The following is a 16,032-nucleotide window of genomic DNA, read 5'->3' on the forward strand; positions in this document are numbered from 1 at the left end:
AACCTGACGTCAGTAAAAGAGGGGGGCATTGTCGTCTCTCCCGAAACGGAAAACATTGCGTTAGCACATTATTGCCAGCGAGAAATCTCCATCACCTTGCCGCCGGGCGGAATATCGTCCTCGTCATGGGTGACCAGCACCACCGGAATATTGCGCGCGCGGACGGCGTCAAATACCCATGCCCGGAACGTCGTGCGTAACGCTTTATCAAGGCGGCTGAACGGTTCGTCCAGCAGCAGCGCCTGCGGCTCTGCGAGCAGGGCGCGCAGCAGGCTCACCCGGGCGCGCTCTCCGCCGGAAAGGGTGGCCGGATCGCTGTCGTAATGACCGCCAAGCCCGGCGGAATCCAGCGCCTGCTTGACCGCTTCCCGCCGTGCGCGTCCCGCGATCCGCTCAGGCAAGGCCAGCAGCAAATTTTGCCCAACGCTGAAAGGGTCGAACAGCAGCGCGTCCTGAAAAAGAATCCCCAGACCGCGGGATTCGACGGGCAAACCGTCGCAGCGGCGTTCGCCGATCCACAGTTCGCCCCGCGCCTGAAAATCCTCTGACAACGCGCCGACCATCCAGGCAAAGAGGGTCGATTTGCCGCTGCCGGACGGCCCCATCAGGGTGACAATCTCCCCGCGGGGTACGCAAAAATTGACCTCGCGGAAAAGCGGTTCGATGGTGAGATCATTGACCTTGAGCATTAGCGTAATCCTTGACGGTAGCGGCCCGCGAGCCGGGATAACAGCGCAGCAAGACCGAATACGACGCTCGTGACCAGCAGTAATCCCAGGGCACGGTTAGCGAGAACCGGGATGCTGCCTCCGCTGCTGAGCGCGACGGTCTCGGTGGTCAGCGTGGCGAAACGTCCCGCGCCCAGCCACAGGGTCGGCATATATTGGGCCATGCTGACGGAAAAACCGGTGGCAAAGGCCAGCAGCGCAGGACGCACCAGCAGGGGACATTTCAGCAGGCAGAAAATTTTTGCCCGCCGCCAGCCGAGCGTTCTGGCGGTAAGGATAAGCCGGGGATCGATCCGCCGCCAGGCGGGCTGCAGCACCAGCAGCATCCACGGTAGCACCCACAGCAGATGGCTCCAGAGGACGGCGATAAAGCCTCCGTCGAGACCCAGATGCAAAGCAATCGCGTATTGCCCGGTGACGAGCGGCAGTGCCGGAAGGGCGAGCGGTAGCCACACCCACGCCGCGCCGCGCTGCGGCCCCCATTCCAGCCAGAGAAAAATGACGATGAGGGAGATAAGGCTCGAAAGCAGACCGAAAGAGAGGCTGGTTCCCACTGGACCTACGTCGTCCCGCTGCGCCAGCATCAACAGCACGGCGGCGCAAAGGAGGCCGCATGCGGGCAAAAAGCCGCTGAATGCGCGTTCAGGCAGGACGAGATGCAACCTGCGGCGCGTCCCGCTCAGGTCCGGAATCGCGCGACGCCAGACCTTCCACAGGCCGTACCCCAGAGCGGCAAGCGCGGCCAGCAAAAGAAGGAGCACCAGGCACAGCAGCGTCCCTTTCACCTGCTGCTGCGCGTCGCCCTGGCTCAGCCACTGCCAGGCCAGCACGGCCAGCGTGGGCGGGTTGCCGGGCCCGAGAACGATCGCTACGTCCACAACCGACAGCGACCACGCCAGCACCGCCAGCATCACCGCCCCGAGGACGGGCGCGATCGCCGGAAGGATCAGCCAGCTGAGCGTCTGAAAACGCCCGTAGCCAAAGGTTTGCAGGACTATCTTCTGCTGCGCGAGCCCTTTTTCCGGCAGCACGGCGTAAATGGCCCACAGCACGAATGCGCTCTCTTTGACCGCGAGCGTCAGGCCCAGCCCTACGCCGTAGCGGTCAAACGGCGGCGAACAGACGGTACAAACCTGATAAAACAGTCCGCCCTCGGCAAACAGCAGTAGCGCGCTGGTGGCGAAGGCCACGTGGGGGATCGCCAGCAGCCACGGCAGGCGCGTGCTGAGGCGCCGCCAGCGGGTGCCGGGCCAGAAAAGAGCCACGAGGGAAAGGGCGATAAACAAGGCCCCCAGCGTAGCGATAAGCGTTGAGACCAGCGTGGCAACGGCTGCCTGCGGCAACTGAGGATCGTTTAGCAGCCGCTGCCAGTTCGTCACGGAAAAGGCCGGCGCGAACAGCACGGTGCCAGCGGGCAGGATCGGCAGATAAATCACCGTCATCGCCAGCCAGACAAGCCAGCCTAACGGGTGCCGTAACGACGCAGCCATTCCTGCTCCAGCGCGTTCACCCACGCGGACTGCGGCTCCGGGAGCACCTTCGGCAGCCCCTGAGGCGTGTGGGCCTGCAGCTGTTTCGCTTCACCTTCGGGCAGCGTTTTCGCATCCAGCACGCTCGGATCCCCCCAAATGGCCGGGTCGGCCTTGCGGATCTGCGCCTGCGGCGACAGCAGGAAATTGGCGACCACTTTCGCCCCCGCGCTCGCGCTGGCATTAGCCGGAATAGCTACAAAATGCACGTTGCCGAGCATCCCGTCGCGAAAACCAAAGCTGTAGCTGTCGGCAGGCAGTTCGCCGCTCGCCACTTTTTGCTGCGCATGCGCCGGGTTAAAGGTCAGCGACAGGTTCAGACTTCCGCTGGCGAGCAGGGCATCCATCCGGGCGGGTGAGGGAGGGAAGTCTTTTCCTTCACGCCACAGCAGCGGGTGCAGTTTATCGAGGTAGGCCCAGAGCGGCGCCGTAACCTGGGCAAACGTATCATCAGGCGCTTTTTGTAACGCCTCGGGATGCGCCGTAAGCGTCAGCAGCAGCTGCTCAAGAAAGGCCGTGCCGGTAAAATCGGGTGGGCGAGGATAGCTCACCTTGCCCGGGTGCTGCTGCGCGTACGCCAGCAGCGCCTGCGGATCCTCCGGCGGCATTGGCATGCTGGCTTTGCGGGCGATAAAAGTCAGCTGCGCGCCGCCCCACGGCGATTCCGCCCCGTCGGTTGGAATGGCAAAATCTTCCGTAACGGGTTTACGGGTATCGACATAGCGCCAGTTGGGCAGACTCTGCGCCCACCCGGTTTGCAGCAGGTTCGCCTCTTTTAGCGTGCGGAAGTTCTCGCCGTTCACCCACAGGAGGTCGACCGAGCCGTTGGTCTTACGCCCTGCGGCGGCTTCCGTCTGAATACGTTTGACCGCATCGGCGGCATCCGCCAGCGGGACGATTTTTAGGGTGATGGAATAGTGCGTTTGCATCTCACCGCTGACCCACTCAAGGTAGCGGTTAACCGCCGGATCGCCGCCCCAGGCGTTAAACCAGACGGTCTGGCCTTTGGCCTGCTGTTGAATAGCTTGCCAGCCGTCGGCGGCATAGAGGGGGGCTGCCAGCAGCAGACCGGTCAGAAACGTGCAAAAACGCACACGGCGCATAATGCCTCACTTTTTATCAGCAGGGAGATAGCGGGAAAACAGCCGGCGCGTAACCAGCGGTAATAACCCCAGTAGTGTAAAGGCGAATACCGCGCCCGGCGACAAAATATCGCGCAGCGATGCCACTTTTCCCAGCTCCCGCCCGGCGTTCAGAAAGATAACCGTCGCGGGCAGCATGGCGAGCTGGCTGACCCACCAGTAGCGCCGGACCGTGATGCGGGTCAGCCCCATCAGTAAATTCACCAGGAAAAACGGGAACAGCGGCATCAGGCGCAGGGCAAAAAGATAGCCCGCGCCGTCGCGCGCCATGCCCGCATTTACCGTTGCCATCTGTCGGGCAAACCGCCGCTGCACCCAGTCGCGCAGCAGGTAACGGCTGGCGAGCATCGCCAGCGTGGCCCCGAGCGTGGAGGCAAACGAAACCAGCACGGTGCTTTCCCACAGCGTAAATAACGCCCCGCCCAGCAGAGTCAGAACCGCCGCGCCGGGTATCGAGAGAGCGGAAACCGCCACGTAAAGCGCAAAGAAGATCAGCGCGCTACGCAGCGGCGCGTGGTCGACATGGGAGAGTAGCGTCTGCTGGTGGGTTTTAATTCCTGCCAGAGAGAGCGTGTCAGGCGGCAGAATGACAAATGTCATAAGAAATGCGCCCAGAAGGGCGCACAGGAAGAGTGTTTTTCGTATGTTCACGCGCGATTACAGCTTGAATTTAGCCCATACCGGCGCGTGGTCCGACGGTTTTTCCATGCTGCGGATGTCGTAGTCGATCCCGGTTTCGATGCAGCGCTCCGCCAGCGGTGTACTCGCCAGCAGCAGATCGATACGCAGGCCGCGGTTGTCGTCAAAGCCCTTCGAGCGGTAGTCAAACCACGAGAAGCGGTCCTGCGTTTCCGGGTTGGCATTGCGGAAGGTATCCACCAGGCCCCAGCCCAGCAGGCGCTCCATCCACTCACGCTCTTCCGGCAGGAAAGAACATTTGCCGGTGCGCAGCCAGCGCTTGCGGTTCTCTTCGCCGATGCCGATATCCAGATCCGTTGGGCTGATGTTCATGTCGCCCATGATCAGCACCGGATTCTCTTTTTTCAGTTCGGTCGTCAGATAGTTCTGCAGATCCTGATAAAACTTCGCTTTGGCCGGGAATTTTGTCTCGTGATCGCGGCTCTCACCCTGCGGAAAATAGCCGTTAATGACCGTAATATTCCCGAGCGCGGAAGGCACTTCCGCCATGATGATGCGGCGCTGGGCTTCTTCACCGTCGCCGGGGAAGCCGCGGCGCACGGAAACCGGCGTGTCTTTGGTGAGCAGCGCGACGCCATAGTGACCTTTCTGACCGTGGTAAAAGACGTTGTAACCGAGTTTCGCCACCTCTTCGAGGGGGAACATGTCGTCGTGAACCTTGGTCTCCTGCAGGCCGATCACATCTGGCTGATGTTGCTCAACAATGGCTTCTAGCTGATGAGGGCGGGCGCGCAGGCCGTTGATATTAAAAGAGACAAATTTCATAGTCGCTGCCAGTGCAAGGTGAATAGTGCATGGATGGTAGCAGAATTTGCGTCAACTGTTACCGGGTTCGACCAATAACTGCGACAGATATTGCCGGTGGTGCAATATTTGCACCATTCTGACGCGCTTCGCCCTCAAACAGGGCGTAAAGGGCCGATAAATTTCGCGAGCGATCACAATTCCAGAATTATATTTGGCCTGTGCATACTCTTTCTGATTTTCATGCGGCAAAGCGCCGCTTGTCGTAAAAATATTCACTTTTTATGCACTAACAGTGAATAACTCCATATTGTAACCTATTGATATTCTGTTACCTCACCCCGTTTATGCATTTTTATCGCTGGCTGGCACGAAGGCTGCAATCTACATTCACAGTGCAAACACTCAATTATTTAACATTCAAATAACTTTTTATTTACCGGATGAGGTCGCTATGTCTCTGTCAATTACGCGTGAAAATTTCGATGAATGGATGATGCCGGTTTACGCTCCGGCGGCTTTTATTCCGGTTCGCGGGGAAGGCTCACGCCTGTGGGATCAGCAGGGTAAAGAGTATATCGACTTTGCCGGGGGGATTGCGGTGAATGCGCTGGGTCATGCCCATCCGGCGCTGCGTCAGGCGCTGAACGACCAGGCGGCGAAGTTCTGGCATACCGGTAACGGCTTTACCAACGAGCCCGCACTGCGCCTGGCGAAAAAGCTGATTGACGCGACCTTCGCCGAAAAAGTCTTTTTCTGTAACTCCGGCGCGGAGGCCAACGAAGCGGCGCTGAAGCTGGCGCGCAAATATGCCCACGACAAGTTTGGGGCGCACAAGAGCGGGATTGTGGCGTTTAAAAATGCTTTCCACGGGCGCACGCTCTTTACCGTGAGCGCGGGCGGCCAGCCTTCTTATTCGCAGGATTTCGCTCCGCTGCCGCCAGATATTCGCCACGGCATTTATAACGATCTTCAGTCCGCCAGCGAGCTGATTAACGACACCACCTGCGCGGTGATTGTCGAACCGATGCAGGGCGAGGGTGGCGTACTTCCGGCGCAAAAGGCATTCCTGCAGGGGCTGCGCGAGCTGTGCGACCGTCACGACGCGGTCCTGATTTTCGACGAAGTGCAGACCGGCGTGGGCCGCACCGGCGAGCTGTATGCCTATATGCACTACGGCGTGACGCCGGACGTTCTCTCTACCGCCAAAGCGCTGGGCGGCGGCTTCCCGATTGGCGCGACGCTGACCACCGATAAATTCGCCAGCGTGATGACCGTGGGCACCCACGGCACCACCTACGGCGGCAACCCGCTGGCGACCGCCGTCGCCGGACAGGTTCTCGACATCATTAACACCCCTGAGGTGCTGAAGGGCGTTAAGCAGCGTCACGAGTGGTTCGTTGAGCGCCTGAACGCCATTAACGGCAAGCTTGGCCTGTTTAAAGAAATTCGCGGCCTGGGGCTGTTGATCGGCTGCGAGCTCACGGCTGAGTTTGCCGGAAAAGCGAAGCTTATTTCACAGGAAGCGGCAAAAGCGGGCGTGATGGTGCTGATTGCCGGTGCCAACGTGGTGCGTTTTGCCCCTGCGCTGATTGTCAGCGAGGAAGAGGTGCAAACCGGTCTGGATCGTTTTGCGCTGGCGTGTGAGAAGGTGAAATCCGGGGTGTCATCATGATGGTCATCCGTCCCGTTGAGCGCGGCGATATTGCCGGGCTCATGCAGCTTGCCGGTAAGACGGGAGGCGGGCTGACCTCGCTTCCTGCCGATGAAAAAACGCTGTCGGCGCGCATTGAGCGCGCCCTGCAAACCTGGCAGGGGACGTTGCCAAAAAGCGAACAGGGTTACGTGTTCGTGCTGGAAGACACCGATACGGGGAGCGTGGCCGGGATCTGCGCCATCGAAGTGGCCGTCGGGCTTAACGACCCGTGGTACAACTACCGCGTCGGCACCATGGTTCACGCCTCGAAAGAGCTGAACGTCTATAACGCGCTGCCCACGCTGTTTCTCTGCAATGACCACACGGGCGCCAGCGAGCTCTGCACGCTGTTCCTCGACCCGGCGTGGCGCAAAGAGGGCAACGGCTATCTGCTCTCCAAATCGCGCTTTATGTTTATGGCCGCTTTTCGCGATCGCTTTAACGAAAAAGTGGTGGCAGAGATGCGCGGCGTGATCGACGACAAAGGCTACTCGCCCTTCTGGGAGAGCCTGGGCGAGCGCTTCTTCTCGATGGAGTTCAGCCGGGCGGACTATCTCTGCGGCACCGGCCAGAAAGCGTTTATCGCGGAGCTGATGCCTAAACATCCTATCTATACCCATTTCTTAACGCCTGAAGCGCAGGCGGTAATTGGCGAAGTGCATCCGCAAACCGCGCCTGCCCGCGCGGTGCTGGAGAAAGAGGGCTTCCGCTACCGTAACTATGTCGACATCTTTGACGGCGGGCCAACGCTTGAGTGCGATATCGACCGCGTGCGCGCCATCCGTAAAAGCCGCCTGGTTGAGGTATCCGAAGGCCAGCCCGCGCCGGGTGACTGGCCGGCATGCCTGGTGGCGAACGAAAATTACGCCAACTTCCGCGCCATGCTGGTGCGGACCAACCCGAAATGTGAACGTTTGGTGCTGACGGCTGCAGAGCTGGATGCCCTGAAATGTAACGCCGGCGATACGGTTCGCCTGGTGCGTCTCTGCCCTGAGGAGAAAACAGCATGACATTATGGATTAACGGTGACTGGGTAACGGGCGAAGGCGAACAGCGCGTAAAAACCAATCCAGTTGGAAAAGAGGTGCTGTGGAAGGGAAATGACGCCAGCGTCGCGCAGGTCGAGCAGGCCTGCCGTTCCGCACGACACGCGTTTCCCGCGTGGGCAAAACGGCCATTCGCCGAGCGCCAGGCGCTTATTGAAAAATTTGCCGGACTGCTGGAGGCCAACAAGGCCGAGCTGACGCGCATCATCGCGTCCGAAACCAGCAAACCGCGCTGGGAAGCGGCGACCGAAGTGACGGCGATGATCAATAAGATCGCCATTTCGGTTAAGGCGTACCATACCCGCACCGGCGAGCAGCATACCGAGATGCCGGACGGCGCGGCCACGCTGCGCCACCGTCCGCACGGCGTGCTGGTGGTGTTTGGCCCGTATAACTTCCCTGGGCATCTGCCGAATGGTCACATTGTCCCCGCGTTGCTGGCGGGCAATACCGTCATCTTCAAACCGAGCGAGCTTACGCCGTTAACCGGCGAGGCGGTGGTGAAGCTGTGGGAGCAGGCCGGGCTGCCGCCGGGCGTGCTGAACCTCGTGCAGGGCGGGAGGGAAACCGGTCAGGCGCTCAGCGCGCTGAGCGATATCGATGGCCTGCTGTTTACCGGCAGCGCCGGAACGGGCTATCAGCTGCACCGCCAGCTAGCGGGGCAGCCGGAGAAAATTCTGGCGCTGGAGATGGGCGGCAACAACCCGCTGATTGTCGAAGATCCTGATGATATCGACGCTGCGGTGCACCTGACGATCCAGTCCGCCTTTATTACCGCCGGACAGCGCTGCACCTGCGCCCGCCGCCTGCTGGTCAAGCGCGGCGCGCAGGGGGATGCCTTCCTGAAGCGTCTGGTAGAGGTGAGCGCGCGGCTGGTGCCTGCCGCGTGGGATGCCGATCCGCAGCCGTTTATCGGCGGGCTGATCTCCGAACAGGCCGCGCTGAACGTGCTCAACGCCTGGCAGGACCACGTAGCGCGCGGGGCGAAAACCCTGCTGGAGCCGAAGCAGGTTCAGCCGGGTACCTCGCTGCTGACGCCGGGCATCGTTGAGATGAGCGGTGCGAGCAGCGTGCCGGATGAAGAGGTGTTTGGCCCGCTGCTGTGCGTCTGGCGTTACGACGATTTTGATGCGGCCATTGCGATGGCGAATAACACCCGCTACGGCCTGTCGAGCGGGCTGATATCGCCGCATCGCGAGAAGTTTGAACAACTGCTGCTGGAAGCGCGTGCCGGGATCGTGAACTGGAATAAACCGCTGACCGGGGCGGCGAGCACCGCGCCGTTCGGCGGCGTGGGCGCCTCGGGCAACCATCGCGCCAGCGCCTGGTATGCCGCCGATTACTGCGCGTGGCCGATGGCGAGTCTGGAAACCCCGGCGCTGACGCTGCCGGAGACGCTTAACCCGGGGCTCGATTTTACGAAGGGAGAAGGTCATGAAAGCGCGTGAAGTCAACTTTGACGGGCTGGTGGGGCTGACGCACCACTATGCCGGTCTCTCCTTTGGTAATGAAGCCTCGACGAAGCACCGCTTTCAGGTCTCCAACCCGAAGCTGGCGGCGAAGCAGGGGCTGCTAAAAATGAAGGCGCTGGCGGATGCCGGCTTCCCGCAGGCGGTGATCCCGCCGCAGGAACGCCCTAACGTGGCGGTGCTGCGCCAGCTAGGATTTAGTGGTACGGACGAGCAGGTCGTCGAAAAAGCGGGTACGCAGACGCCGCATTTGCTCTCTGCGGCAAGCTCTGCCTCTTCAATGTGGGTGGCAAACGCGGCCACCGTCGCGCCGTCAGCCGATACGCTGGATGGTAAAGTCCATCTGACGGTGGCGAACCTGAATAATAAGTTTCATCGCGCCACCGAAGCGGACACCACCGAGCGCGTGCTGCGCGCTATTTTCAAGCATGACGCCCATTTTGAGATCCATCAGGCCCTGCCGCAGGTGGCGATGTTTGGCGACGAAGGCGCGGCCAACCATAACCGGCTGGGTGGCGATTACGGCGATCCCGCCGTGCAGCTGTTTATCTACGGGCGGGAAGAGGGCGGCCACGCCGCGCCAACCCGTTATCCAGCGCGTCAGACGCTCGCGGCCAGCCAGGCGGTTGCGCGCCTGAACCAGGTCAATCCTTCCCAGGTGATTTTTGCCCAGCAGAACCCGCACGTGATCGACCAGGGCGTGTTCCATAACGACGTGATTGCCGTGTCCAACCGCCAGGTGCTGTTCTGCCATGAGCAGGCCTTTGCCCATCAGGATAAGCTGCTCGCCACGCTGCGCGAACGCGTGCCGGGCTTTATGCCGATCCAGGTGCCAACGCAGGCGGTCAGCGTGCAGGACGCGGTCGAAACCTATCTGTTCAACAGCCAGCTGCTGAGCCGCGATGACGGCAGCATGATGCTGGTGCTGCCGCAGGAGTCCCGGGATCATCGGGGCGTGTGGCGCTACCTCACCGAACTGGTGAAGGCCGATAACCCGATTGACGAGCTTCGCGTGTTTGACCTGCGCGAAAGCATGGCTAACGGCGGTGGTCCCGCCTGTCTGCGCCTGCGGGTCGTGTTAACGCCAAATGAAATACAGGCCGTTAACCCGGCAGTCATGATGAATGAGACGCTCTTTAACACCCTGAACAACTGGGTGGACCGCTACTATCGCGACCGGTTAACGCAGGCCGATCTGGTTGACCCGCAGCTGCTGCGCGAAGGGCGCGAGGCGCTGGACGAATTATCGTCAATCCTGCAGCTGGGCTCGGTTTACCCGTTCCAGCGCTAAAGGAGTGAATATGGAAAATTTACTGGCGCTGACCCTGGCCGATGAAACGCCGGACAAGAGTGAAGGGGAAGGCCCCTCATTCCGCTGGCGGTGGCTGGGGCGCGGGGTGTTTGAGCTGACGCCGAAGGCCAGCAGCGCGTTATCGCTGCTGCTTTCCTCGGGGATCCACGGGAATGAAACCGCACCCGTTGAGATCGTCGATGGGCTGCTGCGCGCGCTGTATCGCGGCGAGATATCCCTTGCGTGCCGCGTGCTGGTGGTGTTTGGCAATCCGCCTGCGCTGGCGCAAAACAAACGGTATCTGGTTAGCGACATTAACCGCATGTTCGGCGGTCGCTGGTCGCAGTTTCCGCAGAGTGACGAAACGGCGCGCGCGCAGTGGCTGGAGAACGTCGTGACGACGTTTTTTGCCGCGGCGGGATCGGCGTGCTGGCATCTGGATCTGCATACGGCGATCCGCGCCTCTTACCATGTCAGATTCGGCGTTCTGCCGCAGCGCAATCAGCCGTGGGATGAAGCGTTTCTGAGCTGGCTGGGGGATGCCGGGCTGGAGGCGCTGGTGTTTCATCAGTCGCCGGGCGGGACCTTTACTCACTTCACTTGCGAACGGTTTGGCGCGCTGTCCTGTACGCTGGAGCTGGGAAAAGCGCTACCGTTCGGACAGAACGATCTCACGCGCTTTGTGCCAACGGAGCTCGCGCTTCGGGCGCTGCTCGGTGGGACGGCTACCGAGCACGCACATCAGCCCGTTGAGCGGTACCGGGTCGTACAGCAGATCACCCGCCGCAGCGAGGCTTTCCAGCTTCACATGGCCGCGCACACTCTGAACTTCACGCCGTTTCGCAAAGGGGCTCTGCTGGCGGAAGATGGCGAAGAGCGTTACGAGGTGCAGAAAACCACCGAATATGTGCTGTTCCCCAACCCCTCCGTAGCGTTTGGCCTGCGGGCCGGTCTGATGCTGGAAAAACTCACCTGAACCTTTCCCCTCTCACCATCCGGGAGGGGAAGTAAAAATGTTTTCTTAGCGATTAAAGCGCTCTGATTTCTTTTACGGAATATTCCTGGCGAATTGCTTTATTATTCACCGTCACTTCGTTATACTTCTGCTAAATAGCTTTAAAATCATCATATTGAATATTTCTTGTTGCAACTCTCCACGCTTTATCCTTATTTCCTCCACATTTGGCGAAAAAATGTTTTTTACACTTTCATTGTTTTACCGTTGCTCTGATTAATTGACGATAAACCCCGTAAAGTTAATCTCGTCAACACGGCATAGCGCCGAAGAATAACTGAAAGAAAGGAAATAAATTATGCGTAAGTTTACTGCACTGTTTGTTGCTTCTACCCTGGCTCTGGGCGCTACCAGCATGGCGTTCGCCGCAGATACCGCAACCACCACCGCCGCGCCAGCTGAAGGCAAAATGATGATGCATCATAAAGGCAAGCCGGGTATGCACCACGAGATGATGATGTTCAAAGATTTGAACCTGACGGACGCGCAGAAGCAGCAGATCCGCGACATCATGAAAAGCCAGCGTGACCAGATGAAGCGTCCTCCGCTGGAAGAGCGCCGCGCAATGCATGACATTATTGCCAGTGACAGCTTCGATAAGGCGAAAGCCGAAGCGCAGATCGACAAAATGGCCGAGCAGCACAAAGCCCGCATGCTGGCCCACATGGAAACCCAGAACAAGATCTACAACATTCTGACCCCGGAACAGAAAAAACAGTTTAATGCTAATTTTGAGAAGCGTCTGACAGAACGTCCGGCGATGGAAGGTAAAATGCCAGCACCAACCGAATAATCGGTTCACTCTCTTAAGACCGCCGGGATCCTGTCCACAAAAGCGAAATCGCTGTGGACAGGACCGGCGGTTTTTCTATTCTGCCCTCTTGCCTGCCGCCGCCAGCGCGGTATTCTCCTGTAGTCGCTTCAGAGAATGTCTGTAGAGTCATGGCGTTAGCATTTTTATTAACGTTCCGCTAAGGCCTGCCCGCTCTGCTGCCGATACTGTGTCTGTGAATACCTAACGATAACAAACAAGACTGCAGGGGTAGCGATATCCTTGCCCTGGCACGGGTTGTGCCATTCAGGAGTGGTGATGGAGTTCTTTGATATTCGTAAGATGCCGGTCAGCCTCTGGCGCAATGGTGCCGGCGAAACGCGAGAAATTTGCTGTATCCCTCCCGCGACGCGCGATTTTTTCTGGCGTGCCAGTATCGCGACCATCGCCAGCAACGGCGAATTCTCCTCGTTTCCCGGTGTCGACCGGGTCATTACCCTGCTGGAAGGCGGGGAGGTGACGCTGGATGCCGGTCAGGCGTTCTGCCATACCCTTAAACAGCATCAGCCTTACAGTTTTGCCGGCGATTTGCCGGTGAAGGCGCTGCTTTCCGATGGCAGGATGGCGATGGATTTCAACATCATGACCCGGCGCGACTGCTGTCAGGCGAAGGTGCGGGTTGCCGATCGTACTTTTACCACCTTTGGTTCGCGCGGGGGCGTGGTGTTTGTATTAAGCGGGGCGTGGCAATTGGGTGATAAATTGCTCACGGCCGATCAGGGCGCCAGCTGGCAGGAGGGGACCCATACTCTGCGTCTGCTGGAGTCTCAGGGCACCCTGCTGTTCAGTGAAATTAACTGGCTGCCGGGTCACTGAGCGCGATGATCTCGAACTTGCCCGCTAATACGGGCTTGCAGAGGATTTTGTAGCCGTCGTGGTCGAATCCCGCGGGGGTGCGCAGCAGGGTTGCCGCGTCGCTTAAATCATCGACCGCCCCCAGCCAGAGCCAGTTATTGACGATGTGATACTGCGTCATGGTTTCACCCACTTCTTTTAGCGCAACGGCGCCGTCCCACGGCCAGCAGTTGACGCTGATCCCGGCCAGGCCCGCGAGGAGCCGGGCGTGATGCGCCTCAACGCTCTCTTTTCCGCAGCAGGCGCCTGCGCAGCGCTTCAGAGCGGAGCGGAAACAGGCGCGGCCCCGCGTGGTGCCCTCTAGCCCTAAAAGGCTATAGCAAAGCTGCAGCTCGTCCGCGAGCGCCTGCAGAGACTGTAGGGCGGCACGCTTGTTTGCGAACAGCCCGAAGAGATTCGGGGCGTGGGAGAAATCGACCTCGCGGGCGTAGACGACCTGCGGCTTGCCGTCGGCGATCTGCAGGGAGCAGAGCTGGCGGTTGCGGCGCAGGCGCTTATTGAAGAGCGGCTGCTGCTCTTTTATCAGCCGGGCTTCCAGCAACAGCGCGCCCATTTCTCCCGCCGTCTGGAACCAGGTAATGCGTCGCGACTGGCGCAGCATGGCGGCCTCGTCCGGGGTGCGCAGGTGGGATAACACCCGGCTGCGAATGTTAACGCTTTTGCCGATGTAGAGCGGCAGGGTCTCGCTTTCACCGTGAAAGATGTACACGCCCGGCTGTTTAGGCAGCGCCTCAAGCCAGGGGCGAAGATGTTCGGGATATTCATAGATAGCCGCCGCTTCAAACTCAAGACGCGGGGCTGATTGACGCCTGCTCACATACTGCTCCATATACTGTTCAGGTATACAGTGTAGCAGGTGTGCTGTGGTTAAAAAAGAGCCGGGTGGCGTGATGCCCTCTCCCTAAAGGGGAGAGGGAGCAAAGATTAACGTTTTGCGTTTATTTCCAGAAATCGTCAAACACCGTAATTGGCGTGTGGCGCTTGTGCTCGGTTTTCAGGTACCAGCCCTCGATAATTTTCGCGGTACCTTCATCCAGCGTTTTGCCTTCCAGATAATCATCAATGTTGTCATAGGTGACGCCAAGGGCCGCTTCATCCGGCAGGGAAGGGCGATCGTCTTCCAGATCCGCGGTTGGCGCTTTCTTGTACAGATGCTCAGGGCAGCCCAGCGCGGCGAGCAGCTGCTTGCCCTGACGCTTGTTGAGACGGAAAATCGGGTTGATGTCGGTGCCGCCATCGCCGTATTTGGTGAAGAAACCGGTGATCGCTTCTGCCGCATGGTCGGTGCCTACCACAACGCCTTTGGTCATCCCGGCGATGCTGTACTGCGCTTTCATGCGCTCGCGCGCTTTCTCGTTGCCGCGCACAAAATCACTCAATTCAATGCCCGCTTCGCGCAGCGCCTGCTCGCTTGCCAGCACCGAGCCTTTGATATTGACGGTAAGCACGCGGTCGGGCTGGATGAACGCGATGGCGTCCTGGCAATCCTGTTCGTCCGCCTGAACCCCGTAAGGCAGACGCACGGCGATAAACTGCAGCGCTTCGTCGCCCGTCTCTTCACGAAGCTCTGAAATCGCCATCTGGCAGAGTTTACCCGTCAGGGTAGAGTCCTGCCCGCCGCTGATGCCCAGCACCAGGGATTTCAGGAAAGCGTTCTTTTTTAAGTACGACTTTAAAAAATCCACGCTGCGGCGGATCTCTTCCTGTGCATCTATCGCAGGCTTAGCGCCCAGCGCCTGAATAATCTCTTGTTGCAGAGCCATCATGCCCTCCGTATGCAGAACATAAACAGAATGTGTTAACTGTTAAAACTAACCCTTTGGGCGGAAAACGACAAGGATCACAGTTTCGAGTGCGTTAATTTGCGGCGATTTAGCAGCTTATCGTTGTTTTATTAGAATTTTCCGAAATTCGTCTGGCGTAAATCACAAAGTTGAACAATAGTACTTTTTATCCCATGCTTAGATAACACGCTGATAAACAAGAGGACGGAATATGAACAAGAACGTAGCAGGAATTCTTAGCGCAGCGGCGGTACTGACGATGCTGGCAGGGTGTACGGCTTACGATCGCACCAAGGATCAGTTTACCCAGCCCGTGGTTAAAGACGTTAAAAAAGGGATGACACGTTCGCAGGTGGCTGCGATCGCCGGCAAGCCTTCTTCTGAAGTGACCATGATTCACGCGCGCGGTACGTGTCAGACTTATATCCTGGGTCAACGTGATGGTAAGGCAGAAACCTACTTCGTCGCGCTGGATGATACCGGACATGTGATTAACTCTGGCTATCAGACCTGTGCTGAATACGACACCGATCCGCAGGCACCTAAGGCGCAGTAACCCTGCTTGCCTGAAGATGTTAACAAACCGGCCTCTGGGCCGGTTTTTTTATTCATACGTTAATCTTATTTCTTTGCGCGAATTATTTGCCTGAAATGTGAAGGTAGTCAACAAGCCAGGTCAATGAGAGACAATTTAGGCCTATCCAGAATTATCTCCCCTCTGTACCATTGCGTATACTCACTTCAACGATAAACAACAGTACGCAAGCTACCTGTCTGCCGGGACAGCGAGTCGAGTGATAGCGCGACGGCAGGTAGTCATACAAGAGGGAAATTATGATGGAAAAGAAACATATCTACCTGTTCTGCTCAGCGGGCATGTCAACCTCGCTTCTGGTGTCAAAGATGCGCGCGCAGGCTGAAAAGTATGAAGTTCCTGTGGTGATTGAAGCGTTTCCGGAAACGCTGGCGGGCGAAAAAGGCCAGAAAGCCGATGTGGTGTTACTGGGGCCGCAAATTGCCTATATGTTGCCCGAAATTCAACGACTGCTACCGAATAAACCGGTCGAAGTGATCGATTCGGGGCTGTACGGCAAGATCGATGGTTTAGGTGTACTTAAAGCTGCTGTGGCAGCCATTAAAAAAGCTGCTAATTAATTTTTATTTTTCCCGTCAAAGAGTTATTTCACACACAATTACGCCGT

The 16,032-nt window shown here is 58.6% G+C and carries 16 protein-coding genes; 9 read left to right on the forward strand and 7 right to left on the reverse strand.

Features of this window, described 5'->3' with window-relative positions; translation table 11 throughout:
* Positions 1–68: 68 nt before the first annotated feature.
* Genes IM295_RS07195 through xthA form a run of 5 tightly spaced genes read right to left on the reverse strand, consistent with a single transcriptional unit; the run spans position 69 to position 4,863 of the window.
* Entirely contained in the window at positions 69–689 is a 621-nt protein-coding gene (locus tag IM295_RS07195; RefSeq protein WP_193066461.1) for an ATP-binding cassette domain-containing protein, read from the reverse strand.
* Positions 689–2,218 carry a thiamine ABC transporter permease gene (locus IM295_RS07200; protein ID WP_193066462.1) on the reverse strand — a complete coding sequence of 510 codons (1,530 nt, stop codon included), beginning with the start codon at positions 2,216–2,218 and terminating at the stop codon, positions 689–691. Before IM295_RS07200 ends, IM295_RS07195 begins: the two co-directional genes overlap by 1 nt.
* The gene (locus IM295_RS07205; protein WP_370551803.1) at positions 2,191–3,351 is read right to left on the reverse strand and encodes an ABC transporter substrate-binding protein; all 1,161 of its coding nucleotides are present in this window, start codon (positions 3,349–3,351) and stop codon (positions 2,191–2,193) included. Before IM295_RS07205 ends, IM295_RS07200 begins: the two co-directional genes overlap by 28 nt.
* Before the next feature lie 15 nt (positions 3,352–3,366).
* Entirely contained in the window at positions 3,367–4,050 is a 684-nt protein-coding gene (locus IM295_RS07210; RefSeq protein WP_193066464.1) for a TVP38/TMEM64 family protein, read from the reverse strand.
* A 6-nt stretch (positions 4,051–4,056) separates the two neighbouring features.
* Complete coding sequence (xthA, locus tag IM295_RS07215) at positions 4,057–4,863, reverse strand: exodeoxyribonuclease III (RefSeq protein WP_032644863.1); 807 nt, start codon at positions 4,861–4,863, stop codon at positions 4,057–4,059.
* Between the two features lie 433 nt (positions 4,864–5,296).
* Between xthA and IM295_RS07220 the strand changes: the two genes are divergently transcribed.
* The 7 genes from IM295_RS07220 (at position 5,297) to ves (ending at position 13,007) form a co-directional block, all read left to right on the forward strand.
* A complete protein-coding gene (locus IM295_RS07220) occupies positions 5,297–6,517 on the forward strand; it encodes an aspartate aminotransferase family protein (protein WP_063153851.1) in 1,221 nt (406 codons plus the stop codon).
* Positions 6,514–7,548: an arginine N-succinyltransferase gene (astA, locus tag IM295_RS07225; RefSeq protein WP_028012791.1), complete on the forward strand. Its 1,035-nt coding sequence runs from the start codon at positions 6,514–6,516 to the stop codon at positions 7,546–7,548. The genes IM295_RS07220 and astA overlap by 4 nt, the downstream gene beginning before the upstream one ends.
* Entirely contained in the window at positions 7,545–9,032 is a 1,488-nt protein-coding gene (astD, locus tag IM295_RS07230) for a succinylglutamate-semialdehyde dehydrogenase (protein ID WP_193066465.1), read from the forward strand. The genes astA and astD overlap by 4 nt, the downstream gene beginning before the upstream one ends.
* The gene (gene astB, locus IM295_RS07235) at positions 9,019–10,344 is read left to right on the forward strand and encodes an N-succinylarginine dihydrolase (protein ID WP_193066466.1); all 1,326 of its coding nucleotides are present in this window, start codon (positions 9,019–9,021) and stop codon (positions 10,342–10,344) included. Before astD ends, astB begins: the two co-directional genes overlap by 14 nt.
* Before the next feature lie 10 nt (positions 10,345–10,354).
* Entirely contained in the window at positions 10,355–11,320 is a 966-nt protein-coding gene (astE, locus tag IM295_RS07240) for a succinylglutamate desuccinylase (RefSeq protein ID WP_193066467.1), read from the forward strand.
* Between the two features lie 337 nt (positions 11,321–11,657).
* A complete protein-coding gene (spy, locus tag IM295_RS07245; protein WP_028012795.1) occupies positions 11,658–12,152 on the forward strand; it encodes an ATP-independent periplasmic protein-refolding chaperone Spy in 495 nt (164 codons plus the stop codon).
* Positions 12,153–12,449: 297 nt separating this feature from the next.
* Positions 12,450–13,007 (forward strand): environmental stress-induced protein Ves, encoded by a 558-nt coding sequence (gene ves / locus IM295_RS07250; protein WP_045261590.1) that lies wholly within the window; start codon positions 12,450–12,452, stop codon positions 13,005–13,007.
* On the opposite strand, the gene cho is transcribed toward ves, so the two are convergent.
* Positions 12,985–13,863: an excinuclease Cho gene (gene cho / locus IM295_RS07255; RefSeq protein ID WP_032644984.1), complete on the reverse strand. Its 879-nt coding sequence runs from the start codon at positions 13,861–13,863 to the stop codon at positions 12,985–12,987. The two genes, ves and cho, sit on opposite strands and share 23 nt — an antisense overlap.
* Before the next feature lie 121 nt (positions 13,864–13,984).
* Positions 13,985–14,809, reverse strand: a complete 825-nt coding sequence (gene nadE, locus IM295_RS07260) for an ammonia-dependent NAD(+) synthetase (RefSeq protein ID WP_048959444.1) — start codon at positions 14,807–14,809, stop codon at positions 13,985–13,987.
* Positions 14,810–15,041: 232 nt separating this feature from the next.
* Between nadE and osmE the strand changes: the two genes are divergently transcribed.
* Positions 15,042–15,386, forward strand: coding sequence for an osmotically-inducible lipoprotein OsmE (gene osmE / locus IM295_RS07265; RefSeq protein ID WP_003857836.1), 345 nt, complete (start codon positions 15,042–15,044; stop codon positions 15,384–15,386).
* Between the two features lie 281 nt (positions 15,387–15,667).
* Complete coding sequence (gene chbB, locus IM295_RS07270; protein ID WP_014883474.1) at positions 15,668–15,985, forward strand: PTS N,N'-diacetylchitobiose transporter subunit IIB; 318 nt, start codon at positions 15,668–15,670, stop codon at positions 15,983–15,985.
* The last annotated feature ends 47 nt before the right edge of the window (positions 15,986–16,032 follow it).

This window comes from Enterobacter cloacae complex sp. P14RS (assembly GCF_014895895.1).
GTDB lineage: Bacteria > Pseudomonadota > Gammaproteobacteria > Enterobacterales > Enterobacteriaceae > Enterobacter > Enterobacter bugandensis.

Coding starts and splice junctions, on each gene's coding strand:
- IM295_RS07195 (WP_193066461.1), bottom strand. CDS start 689: ATGCTCAAGGTCAATGATCTCACCATCGAACCGCTTTTCCGCGAGGTC.
- IM295_RS07200 (WP_193066462.1), bottom strand. CDS start 2,218: ATGGCTGCGTCGTTACGGCACCCGTTAGGCTGGCTTGTCTGGCTGGCG.
- xthA (WP_032644863.1), bottom strand. CDS start 4,863: ATGAAATTTGTCTCTTTTAATATCAACGGCCTGCGCGCCCGCCCTCAT.
- IM295_RS07220 (WP_063153851.1), top strand. CDS start 5,297: ATGTCTCTGTCAATTACGCGTGAAAATTTCGATGAATGGATGATGCCG.
- astA (WP_028012791.1), top strand. CDS start 6,514: ATGATGGTCATCCGTCCCGTTGAGCGCGGCGATATTGCCGGGCTCATG.
- astD (WP_193066465.1), top strand. CDS start 7,545: ATGACATTATGGATTAACGGTGACTGGGTAACGGGCGAAGGCGAACAG.
- astB (WP_193066466.1), top strand. CDS start 9,019: ATGAAAGCGCGTGAAGTCAACTTTGACGGGCTGGTGGGGCTGACGCAC.
- astE (WP_193066467.1), top strand. CDS start 10,355: ATGGAAAATTTACTGGCGCTGACCCTGGCCGATGAAACGCCGGACAAG.
- spy (WP_028012795.1), top strand. CDS start 11,658: ATGCGTAAGTTTACTGCACTGTTTGTTGCTTCTACCCTGGCTCTGGGC.
- ves (WP_045261590.1), top strand. CDS start 12,450: ATGGAGTTCTTTGATATTCGTAAGATGCCGGTCAGCCTCTGGCGCAAT.
- nadE (WP_048959444.1), bottom strand. CDS start 14,809: ATGGCTCTGCAACAAGAGATTATTCAGGCGCTGGGCGCTAAGCCTGCG.
- osmE (WP_003857836.1), top strand. CDS start 15,042: ATGAACAAGAACGTAGCAGGAATTCTTAGCGCAGCGGCGGTACTGACG.
- chbB (WP_014883474.1), top strand. CDS start 15,668: ATGGAAAAGAAACATATCTACCTGTTCTGCTCAGCGGGCATGTCAACC.